Here is a 22,336-nt window from a genome sequence, read left to right as displayed (position 1 = left end):
GAGTCCTTTTCAGGGCGAAGTGAATCGTCATTCCGGAAAGCCCCTCGAGGACAGGCTTAGCCTCACGATACCGTGAATCCAACTGACGGATTTGTAAGGTGCCGCTAATCCTGCTTGACAACAGACATCTCCATATTATCATCCACTAATCTTACGCTGTAAGGTAAATCGGAGGAGGATCAGCATGTCGATCGCCGCCCTCTCGGAACTGCAGCCAGTCGTGCCCCCGGAACCGCACGTTCCCGAAATCGCGATCGAGGAGGTCTCTCGCGATCTGAGCCGCGCCATCGAGCGCGCCGAGGTCAATGCCTGGCTCGATCTCTATGATGCCGCGCCCGCGGATTTCGCCGCGCGGCATGGCCTGTCGATCGCCCGCGACGGCGACCTCGTCTGGACCACCTGCACGACGATCCCGTTCATCCATTTCAACTGCGTGAAAAACATCGGCGTCGACAGCCCCGCCACAGAGGTCGAGGTCGACGCGCTGCTGGCGCACTATCGCGCGGCCGGCATCTTGCGGCCGTGGTTCTACACCAGCCCGCACACAGAACCGTCGCGGCTGAGATGTTGGCTGGAAGCGCGCGGGCTGCAGCATCAAAGCGGCTGGGAACGCATCTTTCGCGATGCGACGCCATTGGCCGCCGAGCCGGTCTTCCCGACCGACGGTGTATCGGTCGAGGAGGTCACGCCTGAAACAGCCACGGAATGGGCTTCCTTCATCGACGCCAAGTACAGGCTGCCGACGACACCTTGGCTCATGGCGCTGGTCGGCCGCAAAGGCTGGCGTCACTACATGCTGAAACGCGATGGCGCGTTGGCTGCGGTGCGTTCACTGTTCATCTCAGATGGCACCGCCTGGAGCGGCATCGACGCGCCGGTGCCGGGCATCATGGCGCCGAGCTTCGATCTCGACGCCATGCTTGGCGAAAGATTGGTCCGTGACGGCATCGCCGCCGGCGCGAAACTGTTCGTCGCCGATATCGAGGCGCCGCGCCCCGAACGCGACGGTCCGGCCTATCGCAACTACGCGCGGATCGGTTTCAGGATTGCCTATTTCCGCAGCCATTACAGCTATTTGCCGGCCCATTCGAGCTGATGGGAATGAGAGCACGGCTCTAGCGGTATAGCCATTGTTTCAGGCAGCTTCTGGCCACCACATGCGCTGGCGGCAGCATCGGCTGATCGATGCGGGAATCGTCGGCAGCCCTGTGGCGAGCCTTTTCCAGCAGCAGGCGAAGCTCGGCCGGGCGCACGCGGTCGCGCTCCATCACGAGTTGGATCATCGGGTCGTTCAAAAGCTCGTCCAGGGTGTTGATGCTCTCGCTCATCCGTCGCCTCCTCGATGCCTTCCCGCATGGCGCTTAGATAGGCAGCCAATGATGGCCCGCCAATGACGCTTTGCCGGCTATCTCGTGAATCGAAGATGAAATTTTTGTGCAGGCTTGGCCCGAAATGAGTCAGGCCGGAGGCGCGCCTTCATATTGCGGCAGACCGTCATCGAGATGCACCCACGGCTGCATGGAAGCGGTCCAGAAATGCATGTCGGGCTTGAACACGGACGGATCGTCGAGCGAGCCGGAGGTGATGCCGAGAATGTTCCTGGAGTCACGGCGCGAAAACATCGTCGTGCCGCAGGCCGGGCAGAAGCCGCGCTTGAGGTCCGGCGATGAATTGATCGTCGCGACAGGCCCCTCGACGGTCACGTCGTCAACGCGGAACAGGAGCCGCGCGTTGAAGGCAGCGCCGATCGCCTTCTGGCAGATCCGGCAATGGCAGACGCGTTCGTTGATCGGCTCGGCCTCGGCGCGATAACGCACCGCGCCGCACAGGCATCCGCCCTGGTATTTAGTCATCGCAAGCACTCGGTTTGTGAAAATGCCGGCACGGTAGCGGCCGGCATCCTATCGTCAATCAAAAAGCTTTGATGGGATGCGATCGCTTGCCGTGATGCAGGCGCCGACACGGCAATAAAAGTAGGCTGGAGTCAGTGCCGCCGCGCCTGCACCAGATAGGCGTCGATCTCGGTCTCGCCGAGCCATTTGGCGGCCTCGAGCCGATGCAGCCCTTCGACCAGGACATGGCGCTTACCGTCGTGCCGCACCTGGATTGGCGTCTTCATGCCGTTCTCAAGGATGTCCTCGGCGAGATGGCGCACGGTCTCCGGATGCAGCGTCTTGCGCCGCGCCGTCGGCACATAGATGTCGTCGACCTTGACCCTTTGCACGCGCAGCATCTTGGCTCCCGGTCCTGAAACATCGCCTCGGCATGACATAGTCCGTTTGCCGGATATGGCCAAGCGCTTGCTGGCCCGATCGTTTCCAATTGACGCTTGGCCGGCCAATGGTCTCAATGGCGGCCTCTTGGTTTCAGGTGTTCATTGACGCAGTTGCCCACCGAATTTCCCGATTTCGGACTGACGCCCGAGCAGCGCCGCGAGGCGGTGCGCGGCCACTATTACGAATGGCCGGGAATGGATGGCGAGCGCGGCGAGATCTGGTGCTACAGCGACCGCTTTTCCTATCGGCCGGGCGAGACTCTGACGCTGCATGTGAGCACCACGGCGCCGCAATTCAGCATTGCCATTGTCCGTGACGGAGCGGTCGAAACCAAAGTCTTCGAGAAGACCGGCTTGTCGGCGCGCTGGCAGGATACACCCGACCAATGCTCGGTCGAAGGCTGCGGCTGGGCGGCCTCGTTCGACTTCCGCATCGGCGACGACTGGCCGTCAGGCGCCTACCGCGTCACGGTTACCGCTGATGGCCGAGGCGGCAGGCCGATTGAGAGCCACCACCTGTTCATCGTCGCGCCCCTGCCCGGCCGCAAGCCTGGCCGCCTGCTGCAGGTCGCCGCCACCGGCACCTGGCTCGCCTATAGCACCTGGGGCGGCTCCAACCATTATCAGGGCATCACCGGTCCCAACCGCGACCAGTACGCCACGATGGTCTCGACGCAGCGCCCGTGGTGCCGTGGCTTCGTCGTACTGCCAAGGGACGCGCCGCGCGTGCCGCTGGAAGTCGCGGTGCCGCCAAAGACCGTACCGCGCTACCCGCATATGGAATGGGCCTTTGCCACCGGCCATTCGAAGAAATACGCCTCTTCCGGATGGGCAAGCTACGACAGCCATTTCTTCCGCTTCGCCGAACGCGCCGGTTATGCTGTCGATCTCGCCAGCCAGCACGATCTGCATTTCTCGCCCGAGATCCTCGACGGCTACGACTGCGTCGTCTTCGTCGGCCATGACGAATACTGGACCTGGGAGATGCGCGACGCGGTCGACGCCTATGTGACCCGCGGCGGCCATGCGGCGCGTTTCGCCGGCAATTTCATGTGGCAGACAAGGCTCGAGAACGAAGGACGCCGCCAGGTCTGCTACAAATACCGCGCCCGCGCCGAGGACCCGGCCTATCGCGGCGGCGACGTCACTCGCGCCACCAATTCCTGGGAAGCGCCCGAAATCGGCCGTCCGGGCAGCGCCACCTTCGGCCTCAACGCGACGCGTGGCGTCTATGCCGGCTGGGGCGGCTGCGCGCCGCGCGGCGTGCGCGGTTTCCCGGTCTACAGGCCCGAGCACTGGGCCTTCGCCGGCACCGGCATCTATTATGGCGACCTGCTCGGCGCCGATAGCCATGTCTATGGCTATGAGGTCGACGGGCTCGACTTCGAGATCCGCGGCGGCCTGCCCTACCCGACAGCAACCAGCGGCGCGCCGGACGGCTTGCAGGTGCTGGCCGTCGGTATGGCAAGCCAGGTCGAGGAAAGCGCCGACATCCCGATCGAGGACCAGTTCCTCACCGACGAGGACGGTCGCTTCACCGCCGAGACGCTGTACGGCGAGGCGAGCGACGCCAACCTCGACAAGGTCAAGCGCGGCAACGGCATGATCGTCAATTTCCCGCGCGGCAAGGGCGAGGTCTTCCATGCCGGAAGCTGCGAATGGGTCGCCGGCCTGCTAAGGCAGGACGCGATGGTCGAGCGCGTGACCAAAAATGTTCTCGACCGCTATCTTGGAAAGTCCTGACATGCCGAAACTGGAAGCGCAGCCCTCATCTCAGACTGAAGAGCGGCCGCCGTCGCACCTGTTCTACCTTTCCAGCCTGCGTCGGCCGCTCGTCGATCGCGCCGAGGGCATCTATTTCTGGACCAAGGACGGCCGCCGCTTCATCGACGGATCGAGCGGACCGATGGTCGCCAATATTGGCCATTCCAACCGCAACGTGCTCGACGCCATGAAGCGGCAGATGGACAAGACCACCTTTGCCTACCGGCTGCATTTCGAGAACGAACCGGCCGAGGAACTGGCTCAGGAACTCGCGAACAAACTGCCCGCCGGCATGGACCGCATCTTCTTCGTCTCGGGCGGTTCGGAAGCGACGGAGTCCTGCATCAAGCTCGCCCGGCAATGGGCGGTCGCCACCGGCCAGCCGAAACGCTGGAAGGTGATCACCCGCTTCCCCTCCTATCATGGCGGCACGCTCGGCTCGCTTGCCGTAACCGGCGACGATGCGCTCGCCGAGACCTTCACGCCGCTGATGCGGGTGATGCCGACGGTGCCGGCGCCGACCGCCTGGCGCGACCGCGACAACCTGTCGATGGAGCAGCGCGGCATCCGTTATGCCGACATGCTCGAGGAAAAGATCCAGGCCGAAGGACCGGAGAGCGTTCTCGCCTTCATCATGGAGCCGATTGGGGGCGCCGCGACGGCAGCGCTTGTCGCGCCCGACAGCTACTATCCGCGCATTCGCGAGATTTGCGACCGCTACGGGATTCTGCTCATCCATGACGAGGTGATGAGCGGCGCCGGCCGCACCGGCAAGTTCCTCGGCGGCGACCATTGGAACTGCAGCCCGGATATTGTCGCACTGTCGAAAGGGCTGGGCTCGGGCTATGCGCCGCTCGGCGCGCTGGCGGCACCAATGCGGCTGGTCGAGCCGCTGCTCGCCTCCGGAGGTTTTCAGCACGGCCACACCTATGCCGGCAATCCGCTTGCCTGCGCCGCCGGCCTTGCTGTGCTTAGCGAGATGGACCGGCTTGACCTCATCGCCAACGCCGCCGCCATGGGCGATGTGCTGATCGGCGAGTTGAAGGCGTTGCAAAAGCGCTTTCCCTTCATCGCCGACGTGCGAGGCAAGGGCCTGCTGCTCGGCGCCGAAATGGTCGCCGACCCGGAAACGTTGAAGCCGATCGACCCGGCCCGCAAGGCGACCCAGCGCCTGCTCGACCTTGCCTATGCGCGCGGCCTGATCATCTATGGCCGCAAGGTCAAAGGCGGCGTCGACGGCGACAATTTCATGGTGGCGCCGCCGATGATCATCACGCGCGAGCAGATCGGCGAGATGGTCGCCATCATCGGCGACTCGCTGGAAGCGCTGGCCGCGGAACTCGACCTGCCGGTAGAAGGCTGAGGCCATGGTGTTTTGAGACGTCCTGAGATGTTTGCGATCCTTCGCACCCCCCTCTGGCCTGCCGGCTATCTCCCCCGCAAGGGGGGAGATTGGCAGTTTTGGCCATGGCGCCAATTCTGCAACGTTGAAAATTGGCGAAAGCGAAAAACACAGCTGATCTCCCCCCTTGCGGGGGAGATAGCCGGCAGGCCAGAGGGGGGTGCCTGGGCGCCATGCCTGTCGTGAGTGCAGTTATTCTCCGCCCCGGCACCATCGACGACGTCGAAACCATACACGCCACCCTCCTGCGCCTCGGCACCCACATCAGTGCGCACCAGGAAATCACATCGACGCCCGATGACCTGCGCCGCTACGGCTTCGGTGAAAATCCGGCCTTCTCGACCTTGATTGCCGAGGTCGGCGGCGAGTTCGCCGGGCTCTGCCTGCATTTCCCGATCTTCTCGACTTGGATGGGCAGGCCCGGCGTCTACGTACAGGACCTCTATGTCGAGGACCGCTTTCGCGGCCGCCGCATCGGTGAAAAACTGCTGCGGCGCGTGGCCAGGGAGTGCCGCGCGGCAGGCGGCGTCTATTTGAGGCTTTCCGTCGATACCGACAACGAGACCGCCAAGGCCTTCTATGAGAGACTGGGTATCGGCTGGTCGAGCTACGAGCAGGTGCAGAAGGTCGTCGGCGACGCCTTCTTCGCCTTTGCCGACGCGCCGGAGGAAGAACGATGAAAGCCTTCTATGCCGAGGAACAGAAGCGCCACGACCCAAAGGCTTTCCTCTCCAGCGGCGCCCCCCAGCCCAACCCGGAAAAGCCGGAACGCGTCGAGAGACTGTTAGCCGGAGCAAGATCGGCAGGTTTGACGGTTGAACGGCCGAAGGACTATGGCCTCGGCCCAATCGCGGCGGTGCACACACCCGAATATCTCGACTTCCTCGAGCACATCTTCGCGCGCTGGCAGCGCATCGAAGGCGCCTCGCCGGAGGTCATCCCGAACATCCATCCGATTGCCCGCAACGGCTCCTATCCGGCGTCGGCGGGCGGCCAAGCCGGCTATCACATGGCCGATACCGCCTGCCCGATTTCGGCCGAGACCTGGAACAGCGCGCTGTGGAGCGCCTGGAGCGCGGTCGAGGCTGCCGAAGCAGTGATGGCCGGTGCGCCTTCGGCCTATGCACTCTGCCGCCCGCCGGGCCACCATGCCTTCGCCGACGTCGCCGGCGGCTTCTGCTTCATCAACAATTCGGCGGTCGCCGCGCAGGTGCTGCGCAGGAACGCTGCCCGCGTCGCCATCCTCGATGTCGACCTGCATCACGGCAACGGCACGCAAGGCATCTTCTACGCCCGGCCGGACGTGCTCACCGTCTCGCTGCATGCCGATCCGGTGCGCTTCTACCCCTTCTTCTGGGGCCATGCCGATGAGCGCGGCGAAGGCTGCGGCCTCGGCTACAATCTTAACCTGCCGCTGCCGCGAAAGTCCGGGGATGCTGCGTTCCTCGAAGCGCTGGCGGTGGCCTTCCAGCGCATCCGCGCCTTCGCGCCCGAGGCATTGGTCGTGGCGCTCGGGCTCGACGCCTTCGAAGGCGACCCGTTCGGCGGCCTTTCGGTGACGACACCCGGCTTCGCCCGCATCGGCGAGGCGATCGCCGGGCTCGGCCTGCCGACGGTCATCGTCCAGGAAGGCGGCTATCTCTGCGATGCGCTCGGCGACAATCTTACCGCTTTCCTGACCGGCTTCGGTGGCAAGAAGGGCTAGGAACGCTGCTGCCTCAGCATCGCGATAACGCGATGCACGCTGTCCAGCGTCTCGTCGATCTCGGCCCTCGTGTTGTAGTGCGCAATGCCGATGCGCACCACGCCCTGCTCCGGCGGGATGCCGAGCTGGCGGACGATCTCCCACGCGTAATTGTGGCCGGACCACAGAAAGATGTTTTCGGCATTCATCTGCCGCACGATCGTCTCCGGCGCGATACCCTCGACCGTGAAAGACACTGTCGGCACGCGCTCGCCGAGGCGCTCCGGATCGGTGATGCCGCGAATGGTCAGGCCCTTGATGTCCGACAGGCCTTCGATCAACTGCCGGGCCAGCGCGTTTTCGTACGCGATCGACACTTCGAAGGCTCTTGCGACCTGCTGCCGTCGCGAACCGCCCTCGCCGGCCGCGGCGCCGAGACCGGCGAAATAATCGACGGCAGCGGTCAACCCGGCCATTAGCTCGATCTGCGGCGTGCCGAGCTCGAACCGTTCCGGCAAGCTGGTGGACGAGCAGCGGCATTTGTAAGGTTTTAGCTCGTCAATGACCCCGCGGCGGCCCCACAATATGCCCATATGCGGCCCGAAGAACTTGTAGGCCGAGCAGACCAGGAAATCGCAGCCCAGGTCCTGCACGTCGATCAGCCCGTGCGGCGCGAATTGCACGGCATCGACATAGACCAATGCGCCGGCCCGCTTGGCGATCGCCGTCAGCGCCTTCACCCGGTTGATCGAGCCGGTCAGGTTCGAGGCATAGTTCAGCGCCACGAGCCGCGTCCTTTCCGAAAGCAGCGCCTGCAGGGCCGCTTCCTCGACCTGCCAGCTCCGCTCGTCGAACGGCAGGAAGCGGACGACGAGACCGAGGTCCTCGGCAAGCTGCAGCCAGGGCGAGACATTGCCCTCGTGATCCATGCGGGTGACAATGATCTCGTCGCCGGCCTTCATCGTCCGGCCGAGCGTGCGCGACATGTGGTAGGTCAGCGTCGTCATATTGGCGCCGATGACAATTTCCTCGACGCTTGCGGCGCCGAGAAAATCGGCCATCGCGGCATGCGCATCGTCGACCACCTGCTGCGCCGCGACCGTCGTTTCGAAGAAGCCGCCAAGATTGGCATTGGTCGCGAGCAGGCAGCGCGACACCGCATCGGCCACCGCTTGCGGCACCTGCGTGCCGGCCGGATTGTCGAGGTAGATGCGGCGGCGGCCTTTGTCCGTCAGCGAAAGCGCCGGGAACTTGCCGCGGACAGCCTCGATCGGAAAGTTCGCCATCGTCTCCATCCCTTTGTCGTTGGTCTATGATTTGCCGGTCACGGACACGGGTTGCCGGCGCGCTGGTGGATGGCGTCGACGGCCTTCTGCATCTCTTCCGCCCAGGTGACATCGACTGACGACAGCGCCATATCGAGCTGCGCGACGCTGGTGGCGCCGACGATGTTTGCGGTCACGAACGGCCGGCTCGACACATAAGCGTTGGCAAAAAGCGCCGGCTCCATGCCGAAGGAGCGCGCCAGCTCATTGTATTCGAGCAGCACTTCCGCGGCATTCGGCGTCTCGTAGCGCTGGCCGCGATTGAAGAGCTGCGAGCGCGAGCCTTGCGGCCGTGCGCCGTGATCGTATTTGCCGGTGAGGTAGCCCTGAGCCAGCGGCGAATAGGCAAGCAGCGATACCTGTTCGCGCTGGCAAACCTCGGCGAGATTCACCTCGAAGGTGCGGTTGACGAGGTTGTAGGCGTTCTGCAGCGAGGCGACGCGCGGGCCGATGCCCTTGTCGGATTCGGCGAGGAAACGCATGACGCCCCACGAGCTCTCGTTCGACAGGCCGAAATGGCGGATTTTTCCCGCCTTCACCAGTTCCTCGAAGACGGCCAGCGTCTCGGCAATCGGCGTCTCGCCCGCCGGCGCGCCGGCAGCGTCAACCCGCCGTGCCACCGCACCGACGCGTGTCGGGTTCGAGCCCCACGGAATGTCCCGATCCGGCCAATGGATCTGGTAGAGATCGATGTAGTCCGTGCCGAGCTTCGCCAGCGACTTCTCGATCGCATCGAAGATGTCGGCGCGCACGAGCTTCGACGGCCGGTCGCCGCGAAACCAGGTGTTGGCCGTACGACCGACCACTTTCGAGGCGATGATGACCTTGTCGCGGTTGCCCTTCGCCTTCATCCAACTGCCGATGATCCTCTCTGTCCACCCTTGCGTCTCGGCCTTGGGCGGAATCGGGTAAAGCTCGGCGGTGTCGATGAAATTGACGCCGCGCGAGAACGCCAGGTCCATCTGGGCATGGCCCTCGGCCTCGGTGTTCTGCTGACCCCAGGTCATCGAGCCCAGGCAGATTTGCGAAACAAGGAGATCGGTCCGACCAAGGCGGCGTTTTTGCATGGAATGTCTCCGGCGGGAGGTTTTGCGCGGGCTGCGCGGGGAGGAAATTCAAGCATAAAGCATAGGCCGGAGGTTCTCCAAGCCCTGTCGCCGCCGACTTCTCGCGAATTTCTCGGCCATCAAGGTCTGTTGAGATACAGCTCAGGCCGAGCCGAAAATGATGGGTTCCGAGAACCGGAGCGGAGCGTACTTTAAGTACGTGAGCACCGGCCTACGCCGGCTGTAGCCTTAACTGCCACGCCACTCCCATGTCCATGTCATGGATGCTTCGGCCGGCGAAGGCCGGAAGCGCAGGAAGCCGCCATCTGCAGGCCGGCCTCAGCTGAAATATCAGCAGACCTTAGCGTCGGGCGCCGGCCAGGGCCCGCCGCTTGGCCTCGTCGATCAGCATGTTGGCCACTTGCATTCGGATCATCGCGCGTTGGCGCAGATGCGGCGCGACACGGTCCGGATGGTTGGCGAAGGCGAAGTTGCGCCGCATGCGGCCGAAATCGGCATTCTTGCCGGGGTGGTCGAGGCCGAGCTCGCCGGCAATCGATTCGGGATCGATCGGCGGCAGCTTTTCCTCCGGCCGATGCTCCTCGCCGGCGAGCGCGAGCTTGGCCTGGTCGAGAAGCGCGGCGAACTCAGCGGCAAGGTCGGCGCCCGCCTCACGGTATTCGGCGGCAACGCTCTCGCCGGCAACCTTGATGCGGCCGGAGTGAAGCTCGTCTGCCACCGAAAGATAGTCGAACGGAATAGAGGGCCGAGCGCCCCCGTCCTCGCCCTTCTCCGAGGCGATGATCAGGTCGTCGAGCAACGAAGCGAAATCGAGCTTGTTCCCGGTGCCGATCTCAGCCTCCCTCTGTCGCGACAGCATTCATTGTCGCCGTCGACCATAGATCGCTCTCGTTAAAAATGAATGCCGGCGACGTTAACAATTGCGGGCATTCAGCTCCAAACGTCGGCCGGAAACAAAAAGCCGGGCTGCATTTTCGTGCAACCCGGCAAGGTCGCCAGGAGTGGCGAGGAAAAAGCCGGCCATATGCCAGCATGGGGCGTACGGTCGCGCTTCCGCAAAAGTTTCAGAAAAAATCGATTATGGCGGAAAAAAATTCGCGAGACACATGGCAGCTATGCGATTGCTGCACTGCACAATTGTAACAAATCACTTATATTCTGGGCGTGTGGAGGACAAATTAGGGGCCTGGGATATGGGGTTCTTCACTGAAATGTTTGCGCGGCCACGCCCGCAGGAACAGCAGCGTTATCGCTCGGCGCTCGCGCTTTTGAATGCGATGAGCAACGCCGACCGCGCCGATATCGGCATCAAGCCGGCGGATTTTCCGCGCATCGCCCGGGAAATGTCGATACGCTGATTCAACGATGAAAAGAGGTTTCTCCGCGGCGCGGGGAAACCTCTTGGTCTTCAGCGTCCCAGGAAAATCGACTTACCCAACGGAACGCCATTGTGCCGCAGGATGTCGTAGGCCGTGGTGATGTGGAAGTAGAAGTTCGGCATGGCGGCGTTGAGCAGATATTGCAGCCCGCCCATCGACACTTCGCGCCCGGCAAGCCTGAGTTCAATCGTCCGCGCCTCCGACCCGTTCAGATCGGCGGCCGAGAACGTCGCCAGATGATCGAGCGTCTTGGCGATTCGGGCGTGAAGCTCTTCGAAGCTTGACTCATTGTCCTCATATTTGGGCACCTCGCGGCCGGCGAGCCGCGACGGCGCGCCCTTGGCATGGTCGGTGGCGATCTGCACCTGCCGGGTTAAGGCGAACATGTCGGGCGCGAGCCTGGCGGTCAGGAACACCTGCGGGTCGATCTTGCGGTCGGCCGCGTTCTGTTCGGCCAGCGACAGCACGCTGGCCAGCGCCTTCAGCCGGGCTGAAAAGACGGCCACGGAAATGTCGTACATGGATATGGTCACGTGAGTAATCTCCCCAGGCGGCCTAAGCGCCGCGAGCCGTGAGCTAGCGCCTCTGCCTTCGATTCTTCAAGCAGTCCTGCCCCCGCGTCACCGCGACGCCGCAATCGCCGTGGTAGTATTTTCGTTATCGAGCGGAGATTCCCGATGAGACGCGCCCTTCTCGCAGCGACTGCCTTGTTCTCCCTTGCCGGTATCGGCCAACCGGCGCTTGCGGCCGAAGCGCCCTATATCGACGACCGATCCAGCGCCGAGGCGGTCGTCCGCTCGCTCTACAGCGCCATCAACCGGCATGAATTCGCACGCGCCTGGGGTTACTACGGAGATACAAAGCCGGCAAAGGATTTTGCCACATTCGTCAAAGGCTATGACGGCACCGACACAGTGGATGTGAAAACCGGCGGCGTATCCGACGAGGGTGCTGCCGGCAGCATCTATTACAGCGTTCCGGTCGCCATCCAGGCGACCGACAAGAAGGGCGAGGCCAAGGTCTTTGCCGGCTGTTACACGCTGCGGCAGGTCAACGCGCAGATCCAGGAACCGCCGTTCCAGCCGATCTTCATCGACAAGGGCGCGCTGAAACCGTCCACCTCGGATTTCGAGGACGCCCTGCCGGCCAGCTGCGGCGACGGCCCACCGCCGCCGAAGAAGGACGAAGCGCTGGAACAGGCCAGGAAGGCCTTCCTCGCCACCTATGGCGAACAGTGCGACAAGGAGAATCCGGAAGGCAAACCGGTCGGCGAGCCGGACGCCTACTCTATTCACTACAAGGACAAGGAGGCCGCAGCCGACGAGCCGGAGCGCGAGACGCGGCTTTTCCGATTCTTCTGCTCGATGGCCGCCTACAATGAAAGCGCGGTCTATTACATCTATGACGATGTTTCAGGTGTCCGCCAATTGCAGTTCGCCTCGCCGGAGCTCGACATCGGCTACGAGAACAACAACAGCGAAGGCAAGGTCGAGGGCATTCACATCATCGGCTTCCAGACCGACGACCAGTTGGTCAATTCCGACTATGACGACAAGACCAAGACGATCACCTCGATGAACAAATGGCGTGGCGTCGGCGACGCCTCGTCGACCGGCACCTATCTGTTCCGCAACGGCAACTTCTCGCTGGTGCAATACGACGTCGACGCATCCTATGACGGCGAGATCAACCCCGAAACCGTCCTGGACTACAACACGCCGCCTTGATCACGGCGCTTTGCTGAGCATCCAGTTGAGCGTCCCGCGCCAGTCGACCATGCGGATCGGCGTGCCGTGCGTGCCGGTCTCGAAACGCGCGAAGCGGGTCGGATAGGCTTTCGATTTGGCGAGGATCGAGCGGAAGAATGCCTCCTGCTTCGCCACGGCAAACACCACGTCATGGCTGCCCTGGCCGAAAAACACCGGCACGCGGCGCTTGAAGGCCGGGCTGGTCAAAAAGCTTTCGTCCCAGAGCGAGCCGAGCAGCAGCAGTCCATCGATGCGGCCGCCCGTGTCCTTGCGGTCGGCCAGTTTCCAGCAGAGGATGCCGCCCATCGAGCCGCAGGCAACGAAGATTTTGGCGCCGGGCGATTTCTCGGCATAATGGACGATCAGCGCCGCCACTTGCGCGGCGCCTTTGTCGCCGAAGTCGGGAAAGTCCGGCGAAAGATAGAGGCCGTCATTTTCGGCCATCAGATTCTTGAGGCGGTTGAAATTGCCGCCGAAGGTGAAGTCGTCGACGCCCTGCTTGCGGCTGCCGCCCTGCCCGTGCAGGTAGATCACGATGATGGCGGCACCTTCCGTCTTGCCGACAGCGACATGCCTGACATCGCCGGCATCGGTCTTCAGCATCAGATCCTGCTGCACCCTGCGCACGCCGGGATCGGTATACTGCGCATGCACGCGCTTTTCCGGCACCTCGTCGCGCTGGTTGATATCGCGCATCTCGCGATAGTCGAGGACCGTGTAGGCGCCATTGTCGCCGGTCGACAGTGCCGCGGGATAGGCGAAGAGATCATCCTTGAAGGGTTTCAGCGATAGCGTCTGCCCCTTGGCGGCTGATAGCGAGATCGCTGTTGCTGTGAGCAGGGCGAGGAAAAATCGGAAGCGCAAAGACATTCCGAAGCCATGCGAAATTCGACTTCGGTTTGTCAATCCTGCAGCACGCCGCCCGCCCCTTCCAGCGCCTCGCGCGTGTCGACGTCGATCGAGGCGCCCTGTCCGATCTCGACATCGATGACGTCGAGCCCCTCGGCCTCGACCAGATGCCGCGCACCGGTATCGCCCTCGAGATGCGCGACAGCGGCAAACAAGGAACGCGGCAGCAGCACCGGGTTGCCGCGTTTTCCGAGATGCGCGGCACGCACCACGGCGCGGCCGCCCGACCTTCGGAACGCATCGATCAGGCTGTCGAGATCCTTCGAGGAAACGCCCGGCATGTCACCGAGCACAATCATGGCGCCGGCCGCGTCGGGCGCGACCCGCGCGATACCCGCCTTCAGAGACGAGGCCAACCCGTCGGCGAAGTCCGGATTGTCGGCAAGCCTCACATCGAGGCCGGAGAGCGCGGAGCGGACGCGCTCGCGCTGATGTCCGGTGACGACGATGGTGCTGGCGGCTTTCGACCCGAGCGCCCGCTCGGCGGTTCGGCGCACCAGTGGTTCACCGTCGAACAACGCCAGGAGCTTGTTCGGTCCACCCATCCGGCTGGAGCGGCCGGCGGCGAGAAGCACGACGTCGACCCGAGGTTCCGATCTTGCCGACTGCGGTTCCGGCAGCGGCTCGCGTGGCTGCGGCCTGGACGGGATTTCCATCAGGAGGCCCCCGACGCCCATGCGGGCAATGTCGCCTGCCGTCACGTCGAGCCCGGCGATCAGCCGGTCCAGCACCCAGTCGAAACCATTCTCCTTCGGGCTGCGGGCACAGCCGGGCGCGCCGATCACGCGCTTGCCGTGGAGCGTTCCAAGCACCAGGAGATTGCCGGGATCGACCGGCATGCCGGCGCGGATGACTTTGCCGCCCGCCTTCTCGATCGCCGCGGGGATGACATCGCCGAAGTCGGCCAACGCCGAGGCGCCGAAGATCACCACCATATCGTTACCGCGCGCCAGCGCGGCCGCGGCCTCCGCGACCGGTGCGACGTCATGCGGCGTGCGCCGCTCCGCGGTCAGCCGGCCGCCGGAGCGCGCCAGCCGCGCCTCAGTGACGCGCAACGTCTTGTCAAGCACGCTCTGCTTCACGCCGGGCAGCGTCGTCTGGATGACGCCGACATTTACCGGACGATAGGCATTGACGGCAAAGATCTCACCGCCGGCGCAGATTTTGGTCACTGCATCGACCAGGCTTGCTGCGACGGCAAACGGGATGATCTTGACCGTCGCCACCATCTGGCCCTTCTCGACCGGCGCGTGCTGCGCCAGCGTGGCGATGGTGATGGCCGGATCGACGGCGTTGATGGCGTTGACCATTTTTGCGTCGACGGTGAAGACGCCCGCGGTTTCGGCGTGCAGGTTTACGCGTCCGGTCGCGGCGGGCTTCGTCTCGACGTTGCGATGGATCATGCTCAACGCGATCTTTTCGGCCGCGGCATCCTCGCCGAGGTCGTCGGGAGCCAGGACGGCCACGACGACTTGGCTGATACCAGCAGCCTTCAGCGCCGCGACGTCGTCGCAGCTCAGCCGATGCGCCTTGCGGAACCGCCGCTCGCCGGCCGCCGTTGCATGCGCCAGCACCGCCCCTTCAGCCTGCTCGATCGGAACCGGACCGAACTTCACGCCACAGCGCCCTTGCTTTCCAAGCCACGAGAACGAAAGGCATGGATGGTCTGTGCCAGCACCGCGACGGCGATCTCGGCCGGGCTGGCGGCGCCAATGTCCAGCCCGATCGGCGCGTGGATGCGGGCAATCTGGTCGGCGCTCACGCCCAGTGCCAGCAGGCGCTCGACCCGCTTGGCATGGGTCTTCCTGCTGCCGAGCGCCCCGATATAGAAGCACCTGGCATCGAGCGCTGCCTTCAGCGCGAAATCGTCGATCTTCGGATCGTGAGTGACGGCGGCAAGTGCCGTATAACTGTCGAGCGGCTCGCGCTCCAACACATCTTCCGGCCATTCGGCATGCAGCGCCACATCCGGAAAGCGTTCCGGCGTGGCGAAGGCAGTGCGCGGGTCGATGATCTCGACCGGATAACCGGCGATCCTCGCCATAGGCGCCAGCGCCTGGCTGATGTGGACCGCGCCGATTACCACCAGGCGCGGGCGCGGCAGATGCGCGTTGAGGAAGAAGGTCCGCCCCTCCGCCTCCACCGATCCAGAGTTACCGGTGCGGAACGCGCTGGCGATCGCTTCGCCGAGAACGCCCGCAACATGGTCGCCCTCACGCACGATGCGGTCTCGGCCGTCGCCGAGATCGGTGACCAGCACCGCCGCGCGCCGGGCGCGGCGGTGCTCATTCAATGTTTTGAGAACGTACGGATCCATCCGTAGTCAACCTAATCGCTCGACATAGACCTTGATGCGGCCGCCGCAGGATAGCCCCACCTGCCAGGCGGTTTCGTCGGCGACGCCGAATTCCAGCATCCTGGCCTTGCCTGAGCCGATAACATCGATCGCCTCTGTCACCACCGCGCCCTCGACACAGCCGCCGGAGACCGAGCCGTGGAAATTCCCTTCGGCGTCGATGACCAGATGGCTGCCGGCCGGCCGCGGCGCCGAACCCCAGGTCTCGACCACGGTTGCGATGGCGACATCCTTGCCGTCCTTCATCCAGCCTTCCGCGATGATCAGAGGATCGCGGGCTTCATCGAGATAAATGCTCTCGTCCATCGTCGCTTCTCACAAAGTCTGTTTTCCCCGAGGAACACCCCCGAGAAATATACGGCTGCGAAACATATGGCTACGCGGCGCGTCTCCCGCCAGCTTGCAGCCAGTGGCGCGGGTCGACCGCAGCCGCCGGCCGCCGGTCGAGCGAAGCGCAAAGATCGGCCAGCGCATCGAGATTATGCACGGCGCGGAACTCGTCGACATGCGGCAGCATCGCCTTCACGCCGCGGGCGCGCGCCTCGAACCCGTCGAAGCGCAAAAGCGGATTGAGCCAGATCAGCCGCCGGCAGGATTTATGCAGCCGCTCCATCTCCTCCGACAGGCCGGTGACGTCGTCGCGCTCCAGCCCGTCGGTGATCAGCAGCACCACGGCGCCCTGCCCGAGCACGCGGCGCGACCACAGCCGGTTGAATTCGGCGAGCGCATCGCCGATGCGGGTGCCGCCGGACCAGTCCTTCACGGCTGTCGAGCATTCGGCCAGCGCCTCATCGGGATCGCGGTGGCGCATCTGGCGGGTCAGGTTCGTAAGTCGCGTGCCGAAGACGAAGGCATGCACGCGCCGGCGCTTTTCCGTCAGCGCGTGCAGGAAGTGGAGGAAGATGCGCGTATACTGGCTCATCGAGCCGGAAATGTCGGCAAGCACGACCAGTGGCGGATGCACTTCGCGGGCAGAGCGGAATTTCGGCAGGATCAGCGCGCCGCCGGTGCGCGCGGCGGACCGCATCATGGCGCGCGGATCGATGCGCCGCCCTTGCGCATCCGGCTTGAAGCGGCGCGTATGCACCAGATCGAAGGGCAACCGCAAGGCCGCGATCGCCTTCTTGGCCTCGGCCATCTCGGCTGCATCCATCTGCGCGAAATCCCTGCCGCGCAGCACCTCGTTGCCGGAGAAGGTGAACCGCGCATCGACCTCGATCTCGGGCACTTCCCGTACCGGCTGGTTCTTGTGGTGCCCTTCGAACATCGCCTGGCTGATGCGGTTCTCGGCCGCCCGCGGCTTCTGCTTTTCGCGATCGTCGGGCGCAACCGGCGAAAACATCGCCAGCAGTTTCTCGATCAGCTCGCGCGACTTCCAGAACAGGCGGAAGGCTTCGTCGAAGACGGGATGATCCTCGTGCCGCGAGACCAGCACCGCATGCAGCGTCCAGTAGAAATCGTCGCGCGAGCCGATGCCGGCGGCGAGCACCGCCTCGATAGCGTCCTTGACCGAGGCCGGTCCGACACGCATGCCGGCCTTGCGCAGCGTCCGCGCGAAATAGACAATGTTGTCGGCGATGCGCCCTTCCGCTGTCGCCTCTTTGGGTTCCGCGCGTGGCGATGGCATGGCGCCTACTCCGCGACCGAAAGCTCGGCCTTCACCTCGTTGAGGATACGCCGGCCTTCGCCCTCACCGATGCGGGCAATGTCGTCCTGGTATTTCAGAAGCACGCCGATCGTGTCGGACACAGTCTCCGGGTCGAGCGCCACCTTGTCGAGTTCGGTGAGCGCGCCGGCCCAGTCGATGGTTTCGGCAACGCCGGGCGCCTTGAACAGCTCGACCTGGCGCAGCTTCTGGATGAAGGAGACCACCTCGGCGGACAGCCGGCTATTCGCCTGCGGCACCTTGCGGCGCACGATCTCCAGCTCGCGCTCGGCGTTCGGATAATCGACCCAGTGGTAGAGGCAGCGCCGCTTCAGTGCGTCGTGGATCTCGCGCGTGCGGTTGGTGGTGATAATGACGATCGGCGGCTCTTCAGCCTTGATCGTGCCGAGTTCCGGAACCGTCACCTGGAAGTCCGACAGGATCTCGAGCAGGAAGGCCTCAAACGCCTCGTCGGTGCGGTCGAGCTCGTCGATGAGGAAGACCGGCGCCGCCCCTGCCTTTCCGGTCAGCGCATCGAGCACGGGGCGGCGGATCAGGTATTTTTCGGAAAAGACATTGCGCTCCATGTCGGAGCGCACGACCTTGCCGGCCGCCTCCTCCATGCGGATCTCGATCATCTGAGCCGCGTAGTTCCACTCGTAGACGGCGGAGGAGACGTCGAGCCCTTCGTAGCATTGCAGGCGGATCAGCCGGCGGCCGAGCGCATCGGCCAGCACCTTGGCGATCTCGGTCTTGCCGACGCCCGCCTCGCCTTCGAGGAACAGCGGTCGTTTCATGCGCAGCGACAGGAACAGCACCGTCGCCAGCGAGCGATCCGCGACATAGTCCGCGCCGGTCAGGAGATCGAGCGTCTCGTCGATCGACTTCGGCGCGGGCCGCGGCGCGGTCATCTTGTCTCCGTGGATGCCGCGCACCCGTTTCACAGAACGTGGTAGCCGCGGTTGTGATAGATCAGCGGCCGCAAATTATCGCCGATGCGCAGGCCTGTCACCTTGCCAAAAAGCACACGGTGGGTGGCCAAATCCTTGGTATCGATGATCTGGCAATCGAAGACGGCGAGCGCGCCTTTCAGCGTCGGCGCGCCGGTCGAGATCACGTCCCATTCGCCGAGCGCGAAGCGCTCTTCCAACGGCAGGCCGGTCATGCCGGAAAAGCCGGCCGAGAGCGCCTCCTGGTCCGAGGCGAGCGTGTTCAGTGCAAAGTTACCGTTCCTGATGAAGGCTTCGTTCTTCTGATTTTCGCGGTTGAGGCAGACAAGCACGGTCGGCGGCGTGTCCGACACCGAGCAAGCGGCGATCACCGTGGCGCCCCTTTTGCCCGCTGGGCCGTCGGTGGTCACCACATGCACATGGCCGGCAAAATGCGCCATCGCATCGCGATAGTGTTGCGGCCCGATGTCGTTGATCTTCAGCACCTGCTCATCCACCTGTCAGAAAACCAGCCCGTTATATATGGCTACATATTGCATGCCACAAGCGAAGTGCTTGACCGCAATCCTGAAATTCGCGTGTTGCGCCAGGATTAGCCAGCCTTTAGGTCTTTGCTGGAATAGTGCCGGACTGTAACTCTGGCACGGAGGACCTCTTCACTCGAATGCGCCTTCTCATGACGACTTTAGCCGCGCTGCTTTCGCTGGCCGCGAGCGTCCATGCCGAGACGCTGGTTGGCGTCGCCGCACCGCTGTCCGGGCCGTCGGCGATCCTCGGCAAGCAGATCGAGGCCGGAACCGGGCTGGCGGCGGAGGCCCAAGGCGTCGCCCTCAAAACCGTTGACGATGCCTGCACGGCCGACGGCGGCGCGGCGGCCGCTAGGCAATTCGTGGACGCCAAGGTCAATATCGTCGTCGGCTTCCTTTGCACCGAGGCGATCGAGACAGCGCTGCCGGTCCTGAAGGACGCCAACATTCCGGTCATCACGATCGGCGTGCGCACCGAGAGCCTGACCGATCGTCGCGCCAAGACCGGCTGGCCGATCTACCGGCTCGGGCCGCGCGGCGACGACGAGCGCAATGCGGTGGCCACGATCCTCACCCGGCTCTGGCAGAACGAATTGTTCGCCATTATCGATGACGGCACGATCTATGGCCGCGAGATCGCCGAAACTTTTCGCGCGGCCGCGGAGCAGGCGGCGCTGAAACCGGCCTTCGTCGACACCTTCCGGCCGCAGCTCGACAACCAGATCGGATTGATCGGAAGGTTGAAGAAGGCCGGCGCGACAAAAGTGTTTGCCGGCGGCGACGGCGACGACATCGCCGTCATGGGGCGCGATGCCGCTCAGCTCAGCGTCGGCATCACCTTCGCCGGCGGCGAGACGTTGCGCACGCCGCCCGGCGATGTGCCCTATGCGGTCGGCACGCTGATGATCGCGATGCCGGAGTGGGCGGAAGTCGCCGATCCCAAGGTCATGCAGGCGTTCAGCGAAAGGAACATCGTGACCGACGGCTACACCCTGCCGGCCTATGCGGCGGTCGAGATCGCCAAGGCGGCAACGGCGGACGCCGAAAGCTCCGGCAAGCCGCTCGCGGAGGCTCTGATCGGACATGAGTTCGCAACCGCGATCGGCCCGATCCGTTTCAACGAAAAAGGCGATCTCAGCCGGAATCCCTTCCGCGCCTTCCGCTTCGACGGCACGCATTTCGTGCCGCTGGAGGAAAAGTGATGTTCCGCACCGGGCCACGCAACCTGATCACCGACCTCGCCGGACTGAGAGTCGGCAATGCCGCCGACGCCAGGCTGAAATCCGGCGTCACAGTGGTGCTGTGCGAGGAACCGGCGGTGGCTGGCGTCCAGGTCCTGGGCGGTGCGCCGGGCACGCGTGAGACCGACCTGCTCGAGCCGCAAAACTCGATCGAGGCCATTCACGCCGTCGTGTTGTCCGGCGGCTCGGCCTTCGGTCTCGATGCCGCTTCCGGCGTCCAGGCGGCGCTGCGCGAAAGAAACATCGGCGTCGAGGTGGGCGGCTTCCGCGTGCCGATCGTGCCCGCCGCAATACTGTTTGACCTGTGCAATGGCGGCGACAAGGATTGGGGCCGCTATCCGCCCTATCGCGAGTTGGGCTACGAGGCGCTGCAGGCGGCAACGGCCGACTTCCCGATTGGTACTGTCGGCGCCGGCACCGGGGCACTGACTTCCGGTCTGAAAGGCGGGCTGGGCTCGGCCTCGACGGTGCTCGATAGCGGCGTCACCATCGGCGCGCTCGCCGCCGTCAACCCGACCGGCTCGGTGACGGTCGGTCGCAGCCGGCATTTCTGGGCAGCGCCCTTCGAGATCGGCGATGAGTTCGGCGGCCTAGGCTATCCGGACTCGCTGCCGGAAGACGCCAGAAAAATACTCTTGAAGTACCGTGACCAGCACGTCGGGGAACTGCCGGAGGGCGGCAGCACGACGATTGCCATTATCGCCACCGACGCGGTTCTGACCAAGGCTGCGGCCAAGCGGCTGGCGATTTCGGCGCATGACGGGTTCGCACGCGCCATTTGGCCAACGCATACGCCGGCCGACGGTGATCTGGTCTTTGCCCTCGCCACTGGCAAAAGCGGCATCGAGCTCAGCGCCGACGCCGCGATCGACCTTTTCGCAACAGCCGGCGCCACCATGGCACGCGCCATCAGCCGCGGCGTCTATGCCGCGACCCCCGTCGACGGTGACCTGTTTCCGGTCTGGTCATCGCGCTAGGGCAATTCCAGGAAAAGTGTGCAGCGGCTTTCTGTCCGGAATTGCGCAAGAGAAAATCTAAAGTTGCCGGTTCAGGTCGGGTCGGACTTCTCTTCCTCGAAGGTCACCGCGACATCCGAATTCGCCGACAGCCAGACTTTTTTTTCGTCGATCTCCGCGACGAGGCTGAGCGGAATGTAATGATGATGACCCTTGTGGTGCCTACCCATGCCGCTGTCGGCCTTGGTCAGCTTGATCCGCTGACCGTCGACCTTGTCGACGGTGCCGATATGGACGCCATCGGCGCCGATCACTTCCATATGCTCGCGTATCTTGCTGAGGTCGGTGGTCATGCTGGTCCTCCGTTGGGTGGCCGCATCCTTATCGGGACGGTCCACAATAACAAACGAGCGCCGGATTGGATGCATCGAGCAGCACGTCTCGTTCACCATGGTGTGATAGGCATGACGCCAATGAGACAGAGCGCATGACCAGCGACACCCGACCTGAACCGCCAGTCACCGCCGCGGAACGTGGCCTTGTGACCGTGACGCCGCTGCAATCAACCTCCTTGCGTCTGCACCTGGTGCGCGATGCGCTGCGCTCGGCAGGCAAGGTCGTTGTCGGCGCCTCGCTGTGGGGTCTTACGATGGCGGCCAGCGCTTTCCTCAATCTCTATTATTGGGAGACGCCGGGCAGGCTCCGCTTCGTCGTGCTGCTCTATGCGCTCGGCGGGGCGCTTGCCTTTCCCGTCGGGCTGACGCTCGCCAGGCTGGTATCGCGCGGCCGACACTGGGAAACCACGCTCGCTGCCGCTTTCGTATGTCTGCTTAGCGCGACGCTCGCTGTCACCGGCGGCCTGTTCGCGCTGCAATACCGTTCCTACTACGCCGAGTGGCACGCGCCGGCCTTCACGCTGACCTGGGCATTCGAACTTGTGTTCACGGCGCTGACAGCGCTCTACCAGTTCGTCGTCCTGGGAGTGCGGCTCTATTTTCCGCTCGGCTTTGCGGCACTTGTTGCCGCCAGCATCTGGATTGCGCGCCAGCGGCGTTGAGCATTGGCCCGGCCTCTGTTAGGACGCGGCCAAAGCTTCTCCCTGCAGGAC

25 protein-coding genes are annotated in these 22,336 nt (G+C 64.1%); 10 read left to right on the top strand and 15 right to left on the bottom strand.

The window, feature by feature from the left end:
- Positions 1 to 184 precede the first annotated feature (184 nt).
- Positions 185 to 1,096, top strand: coding sequence for a hypothetical protein (locus tag AU465_RS24390; protein WP_192253982.1), 912 nt, complete (start codon positions 185 to 187; stop codon positions 1,094 to 1,096).
- A 19-nt stretch (positions 1,097 to 1,115) separates the two neighbouring features.
- On the opposite strand, the gene AU465_RS24385 is transcribed toward AU465_RS24390, so the two are convergent.
- The 3 genes from AU465_RS24385 to AU465_RS24375 all read right to left on the bottom strand — a co-directional run bounded on the left by AU465_RS24385 (position 1,116) and on the right by AU465_RS24375 (position 2,233).
- On the bottom strand, positions 1,116 to 1,328 hold the full coding sequence (locus AU465_RS24385) for a hypothetical protein (RefSeq protein ID WP_192253981.1): 213 nt from the start codon (positions 1,326 to 1,328) through the stop codon (positions 1,116 to 1,118).
- Between the two features lie 129 nt (positions 1,329 to 1,457).
- A complete protein-coding gene (locus AU465_RS24380; protein ID WP_192253979.1) occupies positions 1,458 to 1,853 on the bottom strand; it encodes a GFA family protein in 396 nt (131 codons plus the stop codon).
- A 131-nt stretch (positions 1,854 to 1,984) separates the two neighbouring features.
- Positions 1,985 to 2,233: a ParB N-terminal domain-containing protein gene (locus tag AU465_RS24375; protein ID WP_192253977.1), complete on the bottom strand. Its 249-nt coding sequence runs from the start codon at positions 2,231 to 2,233 to the stop codon at positions 1,985 to 1,987.
- A gap of 144 nt (positions 2,234 to 2,377) precedes the next feature.
- Between AU465_RS24375 and AU465_RS24370 the strand changes: the two genes are divergently transcribed.
- From AU465_RS24370 to AU465_RS24355, 4 genes are all read left to right on the top strand, one after another.
- Complete coding sequence (locus tag AU465_RS24370) at positions 2,378 to 4,018, top strand: N,N-dimethylformamidase beta subunit family domain-containing protein (RefSeq protein WP_192253975.1); 1,641 nt, start codon at positions 2,378 to 2,380, stop codon at positions 4,016 to 4,018.
- 1 nt (position 4,019) lies between these two features.
- Positions 4,020 to 5,402, top strand: coding sequence for an aminotransferase family protein (locus AU465_RS24365; protein WP_192253973.1), 1,383 nt, complete (start codon positions 4,020 to 4,022; stop codon positions 5,400 to 5,402).
- Positions 5,403 to 5,614: 212 nt separating this feature from the next.
- Entirely contained in the window at positions 5,615 to 6,121 is a 507-nt protein-coding gene (locus AU465_RS24360; protein WP_192253971.1) for a GNAT family N-acetyltransferase, read from the top strand.
- Positions 6,118 to 7,146, top strand: a complete 1,029-nt coding sequence (locus tag AU465_RS24355) for a histone deacetylase family protein (protein WP_192253969.1) — start codon at positions 6,118 to 6,120, stop codon at positions 7,144 to 7,146. Before AU465_RS24360 ends, AU465_RS24355 begins: the two co-directional genes overlap by 4 nt.
- Here AU465_RS24355 and AU465_RS24350 read toward each other — a convergent pair.
- The 3 genes from AU465_RS24350 to AU465_RS24340 all read right to left on the bottom strand — a co-directional run bounded on the left by AU465_RS24350 (position 7,143) and on the right by AU465_RS24340 (position 10,376).
- Positions 7,143 to 8,411 (bottom strand): cysteine desulfurase-like protein, encoded by a 1,269-nt coding sequence (locus AU465_RS24350; protein WP_192253967.1) that lies wholly within the window; start codon positions 8,409 to 8,411, stop codon positions 7,143 to 7,145. The two genes, AU465_RS24355 and AU465_RS24350, sit on opposite strands and share 4 nt — an antisense overlap.
- Before the next feature lie 38 nt (positions 8,412 to 8,449).
- Positions 8,450 to 9,517: an aldo/keto reductase gene (locus AU465_RS24345; protein WP_192253965.1), complete on the bottom strand. Its 1,068-nt coding sequence runs from the start codon at positions 9,515 to 9,517 to the stop codon at positions 8,450 to 8,452.
- Positions 9,518 to 9,857: 340 nt separating this feature from the next.
- Positions 9,858 to 10,376 carry a hypothetical protein gene (locus tag AU465_RS24340; protein ID WP_192253963.1) on the bottom strand — a complete coding sequence of 173 codons (519 nt, stop codon included), beginning with the start codon at positions 10,374 to 10,376 and terminating at the stop codon, positions 9,858 to 9,860.
- 334 nt (positions 10,377 to 10,710) lie between these two features.
- Between AU465_RS24340 and AU465_RS37515 the strand changes: the two genes are divergently transcribed.
- The gene (locus tag AU465_RS37515; protein WP_082954041.1) at positions 10,711 to 10,875 is read left to right on the top strand and encodes a DUF1127 domain-containing protein; all 165 of its coding nucleotides are present in this window, start codon (positions 10,711 to 10,713) and stop codon (positions 10,873 to 10,875) included.
- A gap of 50 nt (positions 10,876 to 10,925) precedes the next feature.
- Here the strand turns inward: AU465_RS37515 and AU465_RS24330 are convergent, their stop codons facing one another.
- Positions 10,926 to 11,429 carry a DUF1993 domain-containing protein gene (locus AU465_RS24330; RefSeq protein WP_192253961.1) on the bottom strand — a complete coding sequence of 168 codons (504 nt, stop codon included), beginning with the start codon at positions 11,427 to 11,429 and terminating at the stop codon, positions 10,926 to 10,928.
- Between the two features lie 144 nt (positions 11,430 to 11,573).
- On the opposite strand from AU465_RS24330, the gene AU465_RS24325 reads away from it, so the two are divergent.
- The gene (locus tag AU465_RS24325) at positions 11,574 to 12,623 is read left to right on the top strand and encodes a DUF1176 domain-containing protein (RefSeq protein WP_192253959.1); all 1,050 of its coding nucleotides are present in this window, start codon (positions 11,574 to 11,576) and stop codon (positions 12,621 to 12,623) included.
- On the opposite strand, the gene AU465_RS24320 is transcribed toward AU465_RS24325, so the two are convergent.
- From AU465_RS24320 to AU465_RS24290, 7 genes are all read right to left on the bottom strand, one after another.
- Entirely contained in the window at positions 12,624 to 13,514 is an 891-nt protein-coding gene (locus tag AU465_RS24320) for an alpha/beta hydrolase (protein WP_246506354.1), read from the bottom strand.
- A gap of 32 nt (positions 13,515 to 13,546) precedes the next feature.
- Positions 13,547 to 15,169: an NTP transferase domain-containing protein gene (locus tag AU465_RS24315; RefSeq protein ID WP_192253957.1), complete on the bottom strand. Its 1,623-nt coding sequence runs from the start codon at positions 15,167 to 15,169 to the stop codon at positions 13,547 to 13,549.
- Positions 15,166 to 15,870, bottom strand: a complete 705-nt coding sequence (locus AU465_RS24310) for an XdhC family protein (protein WP_192253955.1) — start codon at positions 15,868 to 15,870, stop codon at positions 15,166 to 15,168. The genes AU465_RS24315 and AU465_RS24310 overlap by 4 nt, the downstream gene beginning before the upstream one ends.
- A 6-nt stretch (positions 15,871 to 15,876) precedes the next feature.
- Positions 15,877 to 16,215 carry an XdhC family protein gene (locus tag AU465_RS24305; protein ID WP_192253953.1) on the bottom strand — a complete coding sequence of 113 codons (339 nt, stop codon included), beginning with the start codon at positions 16,213 to 16,215 and terminating at the stop codon, positions 15,877 to 15,879.
- Between the two features lie 70 nt (positions 16,216 to 16,285).
- Positions 16,286 to 17,536: a vWA domain-containing protein gene (locus AU465_RS24300; RefSeq protein ID WP_192253951.1), complete on the bottom strand. Its 1,251-nt coding sequence runs from the start codon at positions 17,534 to 17,536 to the stop codon at positions 16,286 to 16,288.
- A gap of 5 nt (positions 17,537 to 17,541) precedes the next feature.
- The gene (locus AU465_RS24295) at positions 17,542 to 18,465 is read right to left on the bottom strand and encodes an AAA family ATPase (RefSeq protein WP_192253949.1); all 924 of its coding nucleotides are present in this window, start codon (positions 18,463 to 18,465) and stop codon (positions 17,542 to 17,544) included.
- A gap of 29 nt (positions 18,466 to 18,494) precedes the next feature.
- On the bottom strand, positions 18,495 to 18,989 hold the full coding sequence (locus AU465_RS24290; protein ID WP_192253947.1) for a flavin reductase: 495 nt from the start codon (positions 18,987 to 18,989) through the stop codon (positions 18,495 to 18,497).
- Between the two features lie 179 nt (positions 18,990 to 19,168).
- On the opposite strand from AU465_RS24290, the gene AU465_RS24285 reads away from it, so the two are divergent.
- Together AU465_RS24285 and AU465_RS24280 are read left to right on the top strand one after the other, a co-directional pair.
- Positions 19,169 to 20,233 (top strand): branched-chain amino acid ABC transporter substrate-binding protein, encoded by a 1,065-nt coding sequence (locus AU465_RS24285; protein WP_192253940.1) that lies wholly within the window; start codon positions 19,169 to 19,171, stop codon positions 20,231 to 20,233.
- Positions 20,233 to 21,249 (top strand): P1 family peptidase, encoded by a 1,017-nt coding sequence (locus tag AU465_RS24280; protein ID WP_192253938.1) that lies wholly within the window; start codon positions 20,233 to 20,235, stop codon positions 21,247 to 21,249. Before AU465_RS24285 ends, AU465_RS24280 begins: the two co-directional genes overlap by 1 nt.
- 71 nt (positions 21,250 to 21,320) lie before the next feature.
- Here AU465_RS24280 and AU465_RS24275 read toward each other — a convergent pair whose 3' ends face one another.
- Positions 21,321 to 21,581, bottom strand: a complete 261-nt coding sequence (locus AU465_RS24275; protein ID WP_192253936.1) for a DUF2171 domain-containing protein — start codon at positions 21,579 to 21,581, stop codon at positions 21,321 to 21,323.
- A 134-nt stretch (positions 21,582 to 21,715) separates the two neighbouring features.
- Between AU465_RS24275 and AU465_RS24270 the strand changes: the two genes are divergently transcribed.
- Positions 21,716 to 22,285, top strand: a complete 570-nt coding sequence (locus tag AU465_RS24270; RefSeq protein WP_246506352.1) for a hypothetical protein — start codon at positions 21,716 to 21,718, stop codon at positions 22,283 to 22,285.
- The last annotated feature ends 51 nt before the right edge of the window (positions 22,286 to 22,336 follow it).

It is taken from the genome of Mesorhizobium silamurunense (assembly GCF_014843905.1).
GTDB classification, from domain to species: Bacteria; Pseudomonadota; Alphaproteobacteria; order Rhizobiales; family Rhizobiaceae; genus Mesorhizobium; species Mesorhizobium silamurunense.
The sequence above is the reverse complement of the archived record's forward strand: the minus strand, read 5'-3'. Positions and strand labels throughout refer to the sequence as shown.

Coding starts and splice junctions, on each gene's coding strand:
- AU465_RS24345 (WP_192253965.1), bottom strand. CDS start 9,517: ATGCAAAAACGCCGCCTTGGTCGGACCGATCTCCTTGTTTCGCAAATC.
- AU465_RS24340 (WP_192253963.1), bottom strand. CDS start 10,376: ATGCTGTCGCGACAGAGGGAGGCTGAGATCGGCACCGGGAACAAGCTC.
- AU465_RS24380 (WP_192253979.1), bottom strand. CDS start 1,853: ATGACTAAATACCAGGGCGGATGCCTGTGCGGCGCGGTGCGTTATCGC.
- AU465_RS24320 (WP_246506354.1), bottom strand. CDS start 13,514: ATGTCTTTGCGCTTCCGATTTTTCCTCGCCCTGCTCACAGCAACAGCG.
- AU465_RS24385 (WP_192253981.1), bottom strand. CDS start 1,328: ATGAGCGAGAGCATCAACACCCTGGACGAGCTTTTGAACGACCCGATG.
- AU465_RS24360 (WP_192253971.1), top strand. CDS start 5,615: ATGCCTGTCGTGAGTGCAGTTATTCTCCGCCCCGGCACCATCGACGAC.
- AU465_RS24350 (WP_192253967.1), bottom strand. CDS start 8,411: ATGGCGAACTTTCCGATCGAGGCTGTCCGCGGCAAGTTCCCGGCGCTT.
- AU465_RS24280 (WP_192253938.1), top strand. CDS start 20,233: ATGTTCCGCACCGGGCCACGCAACCTGATCACCGACCTCGCCGGACTG.
- AU465_RS24270 (WP_246506352.1), top strand. CDS start 21,716: ATGACCAGCGACACCCGACCTGAACCGCCAGTCACCGCCGCGGAACGT.
- AU465_RS24375 (WP_192253977.1), bottom strand. CDS start 2,233: ATGCTGCGCGTGCAAAGGGTCAAGGTCGACGACATCTATGTGCCGACG.
- AU465_RS37515 (WP_082954041.1), top strand. CDS start 10,711: ATGGGGTTCTTCACTGAAATGTTTGCGCGGCCACGCCCGCAGGAACAG.
- AU465_RS24285 (WP_192253940.1), top strand. CDS start 19,169: ATGCGCCTTCTCATGACGACTTTAGCCGCGCTGCTTTCGCTGGCCGCG.
- AU465_RS24310 (WP_192253955.1), bottom strand. CDS start 15,870: ATGGATCCGTACGTTCTCAAAACATTGAATGAGCACCGCCGCGCCCGG.
- AU465_RS24365 (WP_192253973.1), top strand. CDS start 4,020: ATGCCGAAACTGGAAGCGCAGCCCTCATCTCAGACTGAAGAGCGGCCG.
- AU465_RS24325 (WP_192253959.1), top strand. CDS start 11,574: ATGAGACGCGCCCTTCTCGCAGCGACTGCCTTGTTCTCCCTTGCCGGT.
- AU465_RS24300 (WP_192253951.1), bottom strand. CDS start 17,536: ATGCCATCGCCACGCGCGGAACCCAAAGAGGCGACAGCGGAAGGGCGC.
- AU465_RS24305 (WP_192253953.1), bottom strand. CDS start 16,215: ATGGACGAGAGCATTTATCTCGATGAAGCCCGCGATCCTCTGATCATC.
- AU465_RS24295 (WP_192253949.1), bottom strand. CDS start 18,465: ATGACCGCGCCGCGGCCCGCGCCGAAGTCGATCGACGAGACGCTCGAT.
- AU465_RS24390 (WP_192253982.1), top strand. CDS start 185: ATGTCGATCGCCGCCCTCTCGGAACTGCAGCCAGTCGTGCCCCCGGAA.
- AU465_RS24355 (WP_192253969.1), top strand. CDS start 6,118: ATGAAAGCCTTCTATGCCGAGGAACAGAAGCGCCACGACCCAAAGGCT.
- AU465_RS24275 (WP_192253936.1), bottom strand. CDS start 21,581: ATGACCACCGACCTCAGCAAGATACGCGAGCATATGGAAGTGATCGGC.